Below are 12,416 nucleotides of genomic sequence, written 5' to 3' on the forward strand. Positions count from 1 at the left end.
TAACCGTTTCTGAGGTCATATCGGCTTACTTCTCAGTCAACGACAGGGCGTCAGTGCAACTCACAAAGTGCCGATTATGACGTCGCGTGATGCTTTGATCGAGCTTTCAGAGGTATTAGATCTGACGCCTCTCCCTTGGTCGACGAGTGTTAGGCATGTCGTGCTGTCAAAAAGAATCGATCAAGTTGAAATTGCACGGGCCATATTTAGGGGTGAATTACCCGAGGCCATTCATCGTTCTATTCCTGTTAGGCAGTACGAGTACATCCTTGGTCGGTTAGCTGCTGATGCCCTAATTTCCGAGTGCGGTGTGAATTTGGCAGGAAAATGGATTCCTTCCGAAGGGCGACGGCCTATTTGGCCAGCTAAGGTGACCGGCTCGATCGCACATAGCAAGCATGTTATTTGGGTTGCAGTTTGTCCTGTTAAGGATACCCCGGTCTCAATAGGTATTGACGTTGAGTCTCTAACACAATCCAAGAGTGCGCTTGAAGCATTAACCTTCTGCTTTTCAGCAGAAGAAAAGCAACTCATCTCATCGGTTGAGCATGGTCGCCTCATTGGATTTTCGGCGAAAGAAGCGCTTTTTAAGTGCTTAAATCCAATTTGCGGGATAAATTTCTATTTTTTAGACGCAGAAATCGTGAAATTGGATAATGCTGCTCAAATATTTGAAATTGAGTTAAAAATAAATTTAACTGTTCAGTTCCCCAGAAGAATGCGTCTCAGAGGAAATTACAGAATAATTTTTGAGCACGTATGGGCAGGGATTAAATGGGAAGAAAAAATAGAATTTAAAGAGGAGCCACTTTAGTTACGACGACCTTTTTGCACGATAAAGAAGTCGGTTGCAAAAATTTTTTTTCAATTGATGCATCTTAAGTTCGAGAGCATATGCAACTAAGCCTTGATGATTTAAACATAGGATTTATGCGGCGGATGCGGCTGATCCGAAGTACATCATCAAGCGACGCTCCGGTTGCGTGCTTTGTAATGTTGTGTGAATATTACAAAGGCGAACCGAACATCGACCAGATAAGAGCTAACTTTTCGGAAAAAACTCCTAGCAGTTATGACAAGCTTGTTCGTGTCGCTAGGGAGCTTGGTCTTAATTTAAGGGTACCGGCCGCCGGCATACAAGAGGTGATGAAATTTGGTCATCCATTTGTAGTTAGATTTAATGATGAAAGATTCGTAGTTGTTGAGCCGAAGGGCGGTGGGGCGTGGGTTTGGGATCCTGTGATCGGCAAAAAATACCGCTGCAAAACTACAGAGTTGAAGCTCCTCACAAGTGAGATCTACGAGCTGACGCCACTTTGGAATTTCACCGAAAATAAGCCTCGCCCTCGTATTCGGTGGCGCGACATTCTTGGTAAGGTAATCGGCCTCAAGCGTTCACTGGCGTTAATTTTTCTGCTTGCGGTTTTTGTAGAAATAGCAGCCCTTCTATCTCCACTGCTAATACAGTTCGTGACTGATCAAGCCTTGCCAGCGGGCGACAAGGAGCTGATCGGCGTTTTAATCTTCGGTTTCACACTTTTGCTGTTGCTGAGGATCTCTATCGAGGGTATGCGCAGTTGGGCTGTATTGGTCCTTGGAACAACCTTCTCGGTGCAATGGTTGGCAAATGTTTATAGTCATTTGCTGAAACTCCCTATCGCATATTTCGAGAGGAGAAATTTGGCTGATGTTCTCAGCCGATTCGGTGTAATTAGCCTGATTCAATCCACACTTACTGTTGGATTTTTGGAGGCATTGCTCGACGGATGCCTAGTTTTGGGGGTATTCACGATGATGCTTCTTTACAGCGCTCCTCTTTCCCTCATCGGAATTGCTGCGGCATTAATATACGCAATTGGCCGGGCATCTCTGTATAAGATACGGCGGCAGTTTGCCTATCTGAGCATCACTACTCACGTTGCTCAGCAAGCCACCTTTATCGAATCGATTCAAAACATATCGTCTATTCGTACCTTGAATAATAGTAACGAATGGATAGCGCGATGGACCGGTCTCATCGTTGCCGAGAAAAATGCTGATTTTGCTGGAGCCCGATTGGAATGGGCGTTTAGATTAGCTCGCCTTTTTATTTTCGGTTTAGCCTCCGTTTTTGTAATTGGTTTTGGCGCGATCGAAGTAATAGACAAGAAGCTGAGCATCGGAATGCTATTGGCATTGGTTGCGTATCAGGATCTTTTCATGCGTCGTATCGGCGATTTCATTGATCGGATATTTGAATTTAAATTACTCGAATTGCAGGGGGGGCGGTTATCTGACATTATTCTTGCGCGCCCTGAGCCGGATCCGACGCCTACGGTTTCCGACTCTCTTCAAAATGGAGAAGGGGTATTTGAGGTAAAGAGTTTGCGCTACAAATACCCCGATGCTCCGACAAACGTAATTGATGGGGTATCTTTTAAATTAAAGCGTGGTGAGCTCGTGCTTATTCAAGGGAACGGAAAAACTACTCTGTGTCGAATGCTACTGGGTGTTTCCGTTCCTGCAGGCGAGATCTATTTGGATGATATATCTGCACGACAAATGGGATGGTTGAGGTTCCGTGAGCGCGTAGGAGGCGTTATCGACGGGGACCGCATTTTCTCCGGAACAATCGCCGAGAACGTAGCAGGGCATAAGCGTAACTTTGATTTGAAGCGCGTTGCCGAATGCATCAGTTTTGTCGAGCTTGAAAAAGAAATGTATTCCCTTCCGCGTAGATTTGAAACGCAGATTAAGTCTGGTGGCCGTCCTCTAACTGGTTCTCAGGTTCAACTTTTGCAGTTAGCTAGAGTGCTTTATAGAGTTCCAGAAGTAGTCATCCTCGACGAAGCTTTTTCGCTTGTTAACGAGAAAATCGAAACGGCTATTTTGGAAAGATTGCGGGACGCCGGAACCACTGTTATTTACTGTAGTGAACGCACGCGTCACGAAAAATTTGATAGACATTTTCAGCTAATTAATGGCAAATTAGAAAAAAATAAAGAGCCGTCTAGAGACAATACGACGAACCTGATCCCTACTGGAAAAGTAGATGAAGAGGTTAAAAGATCGTTGAATGGAGAATATCTTGGTGCCTCCATTAATGGAGCTCTGAACAAAGTCTCGTCTAGAGATTAACCGTGCGTCAATAGGAGGGCCAAAGGATGTTTTTGGACGAAGAAAAAAAACGTCAAATGATTGCTTCATTGAGCTCTACGCAGCAACGCGCATTGCTTGAAAAGGCAAGACTAAAGCTTAAAAATTCAGAAATCAAAAAAAGTCCCGTACTCGATAGCGGGGAAGTAAGTAGCACTCTTTCTTATGCGCAACGCGCAATCTGGTTGCATGAGCAGCTAAAACCTGGCTCATCTGCGTATAACGTTTCCCTGGCCTATCGATTTTCTGGCTCTCCCGATATCAAGGCCTTGCGCTTTGGTCTAGAAGCAGTAGTTACGCGACATGCAATTCTAAGAAGCGCATTCCCCAACATCGCGGGCAGGCCCAGTGTGAAGGTGGTAGATAACCTGGTGCCTGAACTGCGTATCCTCGAGCTTGGCGATAGCTCACTAGGGAGTGAAAGATATGAGGAGATGAATCAGGCAGTGAGAGAGTTCCATGCGCAGCCGTTTATCCTCGAAGAACCGCCGCTCTTGAGAGGGTTGCTTATTTGCCTAAATAACACAGAGTCTATTTTGGCCTTCTCCCTGCATCACTCTGTGTGCGACGGAGCATCCCTTCCCTTATTTCTTCAGGAGTTAGGTGAGGCCTACCACGCCGCATTGGAGAATAGAGCTCCGGTATTTCCTTCTCTTCCTGCACAGTATGCCGATTTCGTAAAGTGGCAGGATGATTGGCTAAGGACTGCGGATGCTCAGCAGCAAATGGTCTATTGGAAAGCGCAGTTAAAAGATCTACCCAAGATGCAGATGCAGACGCAGCGTAGCCTGACGTCGGAAGAGATCTCACAAGGTACTGGCGCAAGAACCAAAGTCGCCCTCAAGCTAAGCACAGCTGCTGGTACAGCCGCTTTGGCTGCAAATGAGGAGACAACCCAGTTTGCAATCCTACTGACTGCTCTGAATGTCCTTGTAGGGCGTTATTGCGGCGCCGATGATGTAGTAATTGGGGCGCCTTTCGAAGGAAGGACGCAGGCGAAGTTTGAGTATCTTATTGGGCCATTTATAAATCCGTTGCCCCTTCGAACGGATATCTCGGGTGAGCCTACATTCAGGGAACTGATACAGCGCGTTAAAAAAGTTGTGATAGATGCGCTTCAGAATCAAAGCGTGCCACTCGACAAGATACTTGCTGAGGTGAGGCCATTGAGAAACGAAGCTCAAAGGCCTCTATTTCAGATATTTTTGAATAGATATCAACTGCCAGAATTGGTGAAATCTTTTCCCGAACTAAGTTCGATAGCTATTTCCAAGGAAAAATTCACACCGAAATTTGATCTAACGCTATTTTTGGCATCGAACTTGGATTCGGCATCTATAACTGCGGTCTATAACAAGCAAGTATTTCAGGAGAACTACATTCACGTTTTCTTAAATCGCTTGTTGGATTTGCTAGATGAGGTAGTAGAAAATCCGGACTTGCCAATATCTAACTACCTACCGCTAAGGCCGGTGGTTTCGCGCTATGCGCCATATTCCCCTGACGCACCACCGGTGGTCTCTGGCTCGATTAATGAGGCATTTGAGCGAGTAGTTTTATGTGCTGCTAATGAGCCTGCAATCATCGATGCAGACTCGGTAATAACTTATGGTGAACTACGCGATCGGAAAGAGGCGATTAAAAAATGCCTAGCTCGTTGCATTGGAAGTCAACCGCGCGCAATCGGGGTAATGAGTAATAGCGATGCATTTGCTATCACCGGAATGCTTGGGGCACTCGCCGCTGGTTGCTATTTTGTTCCAATAGATCCTACACACCCCGAAGAGAAATTAATTGAAATAGCTAAGGCGTGTGAACTTAGCATCGTCTTAGCATCTGATGCTTTCGCGGCTAACGCGCAGCGGATGTTTGGATCTACGATACAGGTCATTAATCTTGGGGATTTTTCCCACGGATCGAACTCCAAGACGAATGTTGACCATCATTTGGTAGACCCTAATGCAAGGGCCTATATCCTTTTTACTTCAGGATCGACCGGGCGCCCCAAGGGGGTTGTCCAGAGTAATGTCAATGTGGTACATCACGCGTTGACTTATGCCAAATCTATCGATCTCCAAATTAGAGATCGGGTAAGTCTTCTCGCGTGGTTCGGCTTTGATGCTGGCATCATGGATATTTTCGGAGCGCTACTCACTGGCGCCGCGATAGTGCCATTGCGTATTCGCGAGATTGGTTTTCCAGCAGCAGCAAAAGTGATTTCGGATCAAAAAGTGACGGTTCTTCATCCGACTCCGACAACATTTCGATATCTGTCTAAAGCGCGTGGGCCGGACTTCAAGTTTTTTGACGTTAGAGCTGTCGTTCTTGGAGGCGAAGAAGCTTTAGTCGGTGATTTTGAGTTGTTCAAAGCTCACTTTGTCGATAGTGCATTGCTTGTAAACGGGCTAGGACCATCTGAGTCTACATTGGCTCTTCAATATCCTATGAATAGAAACTATGTGCCAGGAGGTGGAACCCTTCCTGTGGGATTTCCAGTTGAACAAACTGAAGTAGTTTTATTGAATCGCCAAGGCCAAGAGGTCGGTTTACTAGCGACCGGCGAAATTGTGATTAAGAGTCGCCATGTCGCCCTTGGATACCATAACGATCTTGAGCAAACACAGAAAGTTTTCTCGCAAGATCCCATGCGCTCTGGCTTTTGGTCGTATCGGACTGGTGATTTGGGTCGCCGCCTTGAGGACGGCGCAATAGAGTTTGTTGGTCGGGCAGATAGGCAGGTAAAAATTCGAGGAATGAAAGTTGATCTTCTGGAAATTCAGTCAACGCTCGCAGCTCATTCCCACGTTTCTCAATGCGCTGTAATCTTTGAAGATGAAAACGACGGATTAGGTAAAAAACTACTTGGATATTGCGTACTCATCAGCGACATAAGCGCGACTCAATTGAGGAAATTCCTACGGTCCAAGTTACCAGAACACATGATTCCAAGCGAAATTCTCCTAGTTGAGAGCCTTCCGCTACTTCCAAACGGAAAGCTAAATCGCCACGCACTACCAAAGACCCGGCCAGCGATAGCTAAAGAGCTTTCACAATCCCCGAAATCATATTCCAGCGTCGCCGAGAAGTTGATTGCCGAGGCGTGGGCTGCGGTTTTAGGTGGGCGATTGGTCGAGCGCGACGACAATTTCTTTGATGTAGGCGGCCATTCTCTTTTGTTCGCAGAAATGTTTTCAATACTGGATGGGCGTCTTCCTAAGGTATTTACGTTAGTAGACCTACTGCGTTATCCAACTATCTCATCGTTTCACGATTTTATTATGTCTTGATACTTCGGTGACATCCGCGCCATTCGTAATAAGAGGGAGCAGCATGAAATCAGAAATTGACGATCAATCTGTGGCAATTATTGCCATGGTTGGTTCGTTTCCCGGAGCATCTACAACCGATGAATATTGGGAAAATTTGCTAGCTGGCAAAGAGAGCATCCGACAGTTCACAGAAGCTGAATTACGTTTGGCGGGTGTTAAATCTAGCCGACTAGATAGCGCCAGTTACGTGCGGGCCCGCGGTACCCTGCAGAATATTTCTGGTTTTGATGCCGAGTTCTTTGGCTACTCGCCGTTAGAAGCCGATGCGATGGATCCGCAACACCGGATCTTCTTGGAGTACGCCTGGCTGGCAATGGAAGAGGCCGGTTATGCCGGGTGGAAAGAAGGCCATATTGGTGTTTTTGGTGGGAATGGATACAACCAGTACTTCTCTAACAATATTGCGCCATATGGAGAAACTTTGGAAGGGCAGAGCACTTTCGAGCTTGCTCTTGCCAGTGACAAGGATCATTTGGCGACACGCGTTGCCTACAAGCTAAATCTATCGGGGCCAGCTGTCACCGTGCAAACTGCATGTTCCACGTCGCTCGTAGCCGTGCATATGGGGGTGCAAAGTTTGCTTGCGAGAGATTCTGACATTGTGCTCGCTGGCGGAGTATCCATTGCGGTGCCAGAGGTTAGGGGCTACGTATTTCAACAGGGAGGAATACTCTCTCCAGACGGGAAATGCCGACCTTTTGATAGAGACGCACGGGGCACGGTGTTCAGTAGCGGAGTAGGAATCGTGGTTCTAAAACGTTTAAAGGATGCTATACGAGATCGAGACTCAATTCACGCAGTCATTCGTGGTACAGCAATTAATAACGACGGCTCTCAAAAACCCGGATACACCGCACCTAGTGTTGATGGGCAGCGCGAGGTTATTGCCCGAGCACAAGCGAGAGCTGAAGTTCTTCCTGAGCACATTGGATTCGTTGAGACGCACGGCACAGCAACGCAATTGGGCGACCCGATCGAATTTACTGCTCTGTCCGAAATTTTCGGCTCTGCGGGTTCTCAGCGATGCGCACTCGGTGCGGTGAAAGCCAATATAGGGCATCTAGGGTGTGCTGCTGGAATTGCCGGATTGATTAAGACCGCCTATGTTGTTGGTACGGGAAAAATTCCAGCACAACCAAACTTTCAATCTCCTAATCCGCAGATTCAGCTGGAGAAAAGTCCTTTCTTTATAAATAAAGAGCTAATGGACTGGCCGAGCGGCGAAGGTACTCGATATGCAGGAGTTAGTTCATTCGGTATAGGCGGTACGAATGCACATGTAATTGTTTGCAGTCCGCCAGCACCCTTGGCGCGAACCAAAACTCAGCGTAAGTATGAAATATTGCCGGTATCGGCTAGATCACCTGAGCAGACAGATAGCGCAAAAACTCGTCTGATAAATCACTTAGATACTCGTACGCACTTATCTAGCGATGTGGCTTATACCTTGCAGGTCGGTCGAAAGCACTTTGCACACAGAAGCTTTGCGCTACTCAGCGGTAGCGACGCGGAGCATCCACCGACATTTACCTCAGGGTACGAAGTTAATGGTGCGCCGACTGTCGCCTTCATGTTTCCAGGTCAAGGTAGCTTGGCGATTGGTGCTGCCAGCTCGTTGTATCGCACGGAAAGAACTTTTCGAGAAACCTTCGATTACTGTTCCGACTTTTTTCAACAAGAACTTCAAGTCGACATACGAGAGATTCTTTACGGAACGGGAGATTTCCAAGATCGTACTGAGCAGTTGTCTCGAACCACGGTTTCGCAACCGGCGACATTTGCGATGTGTATTGCGCTGGCACAACTTTGGCGAACCTGGGGCGTGAGCCCCTCATATTTACTGGGACACAGCCTTGGTGAATACACGGCTGCGACGGTGGCGGGAATTTTTTCCCTCAAGGATGCCTTGCATATCATTTCTGCCCGCAGCAAAGTGATGCAGAAAATGCCTGGTGGAGCCATGCTATCGGTGATGCTCAGTCCGAGGAAGTGCCGAGAGTACTTCCTTGCTTGGAAACTGGATCTAGATATCGCGGCAATAAATGGACCAGAGCTTTGTGTAGTTGCTGGGCCCGTGAGTTTGATCACCGAATTCAGAAACAGGCTTGTTTTGGAGAGGATTGGATTCGTGCCTCTTAATACCTCATACGCTTTCCACTCTCGATTTATGGCGGATGCCGTGGAGGAATTTTCAGAAATCATGTCTGGCTTCCAGCTATCTTCTCCCCTGATACCAATACTCTCAACGGTTTCAGGAACTTGGATGACTGAAGCTCAAGCGACAAGTTTCGACTATTGGGCCGAGCATATAAGAATGCCTGTCAATTATGAGGATTGCTTGCAGGAGCTCATGCGCTGCAATCCCACAGCTCTCTTAGATATCGGAACCAGCGCGTCAATGCGCTTGGTCCAACATAATCCTGTTACTAGTGAAGCTATCGTCATATCTTCTCTGTGTGGAGGGCGCGAGGCCGGCGATGAGGAAGAGAGTCTAGCGTTGGCTATTGGGAAGCTTTGGGAGCTTGGCGTCAAACTCGACTGGCAACGCTACCGCGCTGATGAAGAGGTTGGACGAGTTAGGTTGCCGGGCTATCCATTCAAATACGAGCGGCATTGGATTGAGCGTCCGACTGCCGCATACGCTTCTGGTGAGATTGGGGCTCGACAGAGCAATACGTCCTCACCTCAAGTCAAACCGAAGCTATATGCCGTGGGTTATCGGCGCTTACAAGATGAGAAACCGGTAAGCGAGATTAATCAGCCCTCAGGCGCCTGGTTAATTTTTGAAGACCAAATTGGTCTGGCTCAGGTCTTGGAAACCAATTTGACGAGTGAAGGCAAGAAAGTTTTCATTGCATCGAGAGGCAAGAAATTTGAAAAAAAAGACCGAAACCGTTATATCGTCAATCCAGAAATGGAGTCGGACTACGTTCAATTGATGTCTGCAGTTGAAGCAGAGGATGGCTCAATTCTTAACGTTCTCTATCTCTGGCCGCTAGATCTCTCGATGCCTGAAGAGCGCACTCATAGCTTTTATTTTCAGATTAATTTCTATGCTTTGCTTTGGATCGCGAAATCTATTGAGACGACGAAGCCAAAACTAAACTCGCGAATTACCGTCGTCATAACTGGGCTTCACCAGATTAACGAGGAGGATTCAATAGTTCCGGAATCTGCTTATATTGTGGGGCCTAGAAACGTCATTCCGCAAGAATCAAGAATGGCCGAGATCCGAAGCATAGATATTTCAAACATTCTCCAGGAAACAAATATCACTGCTCTTTCTCATCGGATTAGAAAAGAAATCGATTGGTGGCGTGATGAAAATGATGTGGTTTTGCGCGGGAAATTCACATGGACTCCCAGTCTACAACCGCTTCCAAAGTCAAATTTCGAAAATGCTGACCTCCTTGTTGAAAATGGCGTTTATGTCATTACTGGTGGCCTCGGCGGCATAGGGCGAACGATCGCTAAATTCTTATGTGAAAAATACAAAGCAACCGTGATACTACTCACTCGCCGAGAAGTTCCAATTAGATCTTCTTGGACTGATGCTCGGAATTCAGGCGACGGAGTTGAGAATTCAAGTCTATTTCATGAACTCGATGAATTTGCGGAACTTGGCGGCACTATTGCAGCACGTACGGTAGACATCGCAGATAGCGATGCGGTTGCTACTGTGATCAATGAAATTTGTACCACCTTCGGAGCGATTACCGCGTTAATCCACGCGGCTGGTGCTCTTGGTGGTGGTCTCTTCAATTCTCGAAAGGTAGAGGATGGGCGCGAGGTCTTCGCTTCTAAAGTCGAGGGTGCCAGATCGATACTAGGTGCGTTGAAAGGGCGTGAGCCGCTTCTTACCATTCTCTTTTCGTCGAATGCTGCTATTCGGGGCGGTGCAGGTCAGATCGAATATGTGGCAGCGAACGCATATTTGGATGCGCTTGCTCTATCGTTGAGCGGTAAGTCCAATCGAGTGATGTCAATTAATTGGGCCGCTTGGTCAGAAATCGGCATGGCGATAAATTATTCCAATACTCGTCCGGTGACAAGTGAGTCGCGCCAGAAGCTGCTAAACAGGGGGTTATCTAGCCAAGAGGGGGTTGAGGCTTTCTGTCGTGCGGTCTCTTCTGGACTACCCCGGATATGCGTCTCCAAGTCTGCCATTCAGTTTCAGTCCGGTAAACGTATTCCTGCTTCCACGTTACCAATACCTCTCGATTCACCGAGAAAAACTTCTGTACGAACATTACATCCTCGGCCAAAAATCGGTACCCAATATGTGGCTCCTCTAGGAGAAACCGAGCAAGGAATGGCAGCGCTTTGGGCTCAAGCATTGGGCTTATCTGAGGTAGGTGCAAATGACAATTATTTCGCGCTCGGAGGCCATTCGTTGATGGCTGTTCGCCTTACGTTTCGAGTAAGAGAGATGTTTCATGTGGATTTTTCTCTGCAAGACTTATTTTCCGCCCCTACGGTAAAAGAGAGTTCGGAGACAGTGCTACTGAAACAACTGGGGAACCTGTCATCTGCAGATTTAGCCGAAATATTCGGAGGATCTCTCACATCGGGTGCCGAATGAATGCGCACATATACATTGCGGTTAGGGATCAGGGCGGAGTAACCGCAAAGATCGCCTATTGCACGTACTGTTATTCTGCTCTCGAAAATTCGACCTGAAATGCAGCAAGATTCTCCCGAGCCTATTGCTGAGATAGGGGGTGACGCAGACTCGAAGCTGCGTACTTCAGAAGTTTTGCTAGTACCACCGATCTCGCTTCGATGGAGTGCAACGGTCTCGACTGTTTTGCTATTAGCTTTCGCCGTTCTTGTGACCACGTGTAGCTATACGCGACGAGAGAGTGTTAGAGGTCGTTTGCTGTATGCGAGCGGATCAGCAAAGGTTTACACCCCGCAAGACGGGGTCGTCGCCCAAATTCTTGTTCGTGAAGGGGACGTGATTCAAAGGGGACAGCAGCTTGTTGCAATAGCAGTCGACGTGAATACTCAAGCAAAAGGGGAGACGCGGTCGTCTATCGAACGCCAGCTATCCCTGCGGAAACTCAGCTTGGAAGCGGAAAAACTTCGAACAACCGCGATGTTTGAGCAAGAACGAATGGCGCTTAGCAGTCGAATCGCCGATTTAGAGCGTGCTCGCGCGGAAATCCGTTTGGAGATTCAGTCGTATGTCTCCCAGGTGGCGCTTAGCGAGTCAATTGCAAAACGCTATCAAGAATTGACTGCGCAAGGATTCGCTCCGCCGCAACAAACTGATGAAAAAGCACAAGCTCATTTTCAAAAAATTTCTGAGCTGCATAAACGGAGGCGTGATGCCGCCAATTTGGATAGAGACTATTCGGCATTAGCGGTGGAGTTGAAAAATTTGCCGGAGAAAGAAAAAAATCAACTTGCTAGCATTGAGCGTTCAATTGCGGAGCTTGAGACCCTATCGGTCGATAACGAATCCAAAAGAGAACTAATGATCCTGGCGCCTCAATCCGGTCGTGTCACGGCGCTATTGGCAGTGGCGGGGCAGCTGTCTTCCAAGGATGCACCATTGCTGACGATCTTGCCTTTGGATGCCGACCTTGAAGCCGAACTCCATGTTCCGAGCAAGAGTATTGGTTTTGTTAGTGCTGGATTGCACGTTTTACTTCGTTACGAGGCGTACCCGTATCAAAAATTTGGTGAGTACGGAGGGGTGGTTACTGAGGTCGCCTTGACATCCTTAACTCCCGGCGAGCTGAGAATTTCGGCGGATCCGGCGATCTCGTCATTTTATAAAGTACGAGTCAAATTAGACCACCAGACAGTGAATGCCTATGCTAAACCGATATCTTTGCACGATGGCATGGTCCTTGATGCCGATATCCTTCTGGACAAAAGAGCTTTGTACGAATGGGTGTTGGAGCCGGTATTCGGGGTACGTGGCTATCTTTAGCCGAGCAGCAC

The 12,416-nt window shown here is 47.5% G+C and carries 5 protein-coding genes; all 5 read left to right on the forward strand.

Features of this window, described 5'->3' with window-relative positions; genetic code table 11:
* Positions 1-76 precede the first annotated feature (76 nt).
* The 5 genes from AC1DVV_RS06450 (at position 77) to AC1DVV_RS06470 (ending at position 12,405) form a co-directional block, all read left to right on the forward strand.
* The gene (locus AC1DVV_RS06450; protein ID WP_477707144.1) at positions 77-814 is read left to right on the forward strand and encodes a 4'-phosphopantetheinyl transferase family protein; all 738 of its coding nucleotides are present in this window, start codon (positions 77-79) and stop codon (positions 812-814) included.
* 80 nt (positions 815-894) lie between these two features.
* On the forward strand, positions 895-3,117 hold the full coding sequence (locus AC1DVV_RS06455; RefSeq protein ID WP_477707145.1) for a peptidase domain-containing ABC transporter: 2,223 nt from the start codon (positions 895-897) through the stop codon (positions 3,115-3,117).
* Positions 3,118-3,143: 26 nt separating this feature from the next.
* Positions 3,144-6,422 (forward strand): non-ribosomal peptide synthetase, encoded by a 3,279-nt coding sequence (locus AC1DVV_RS06460; RefSeq protein ID WP_477707146.1) that lies wholly within the window; start codon positions 3,144-3,146, stop codon positions 6,420-6,422.
* 43 nt (positions 6,423-6,465) lie between these two features.
* Positions 6,466-11,046, forward strand: coding sequence for a type I polyketide synthase (locus AC1DVV_RS06465; RefSeq protein WP_477707147.1), 4,581 nt, complete (start codon positions 6,466-6,468; stop codon positions 11,044-11,046).
* Positions 11,047-11,145: 99 nt separating this feature from the next.
* Entirely contained in the window at positions 11,146-12,405 is a 1,260-nt protein-coding gene (locus AC1DVV_RS06470; RefSeq protein WP_477707148.1) for an HlyD family secretion protein, read from the forward strand.
* The last annotated feature ends 11 nt before the right edge of the window (positions 12,406-12,416 follow it).

The organism is Polaromonas sp. P3_B4 (genome assembly GCF_056402835.1).

Excerpts from the sequence above, each read along its gene's own strand:
- AC1DVV_RS06450 (WP_477707144.1), top strand. The coding sequence starts at position 77 with ATGACGTCGCGTGATGCTTTGATCGAGCTTTCAGAGGTATTAGATCTG.
- AC1DVV_RS06455 (WP_477707145.1), top strand. The coding sequence starts at position 895 with ATGCAACTAAGCCTTGATGATTTAAACATAGGATTTATGCGGCGGATG.
- AC1DVV_RS06460 (WP_477707146.1), top strand. The coding sequence starts at position 3,144 with ATGTTTTTGGACGAAGAAAAAAAACGTCAAATGATTGCTTCATTGAGC.
- AC1DVV_RS06465 (WP_477707147.1), top strand. The coding sequence starts at position 6,466 with ATGAAATCAGAAATTGACGATCAATCTGTGGCAATTATTGCCATGGTT.
- AC1DVV_RS06470 (WP_477707148.1), top strand. The coding sequence starts at position 11,146 with ATGCAGCAAGATTCTCCCGAGCCTATTGCTGAGATAGGGGGTGACGCA.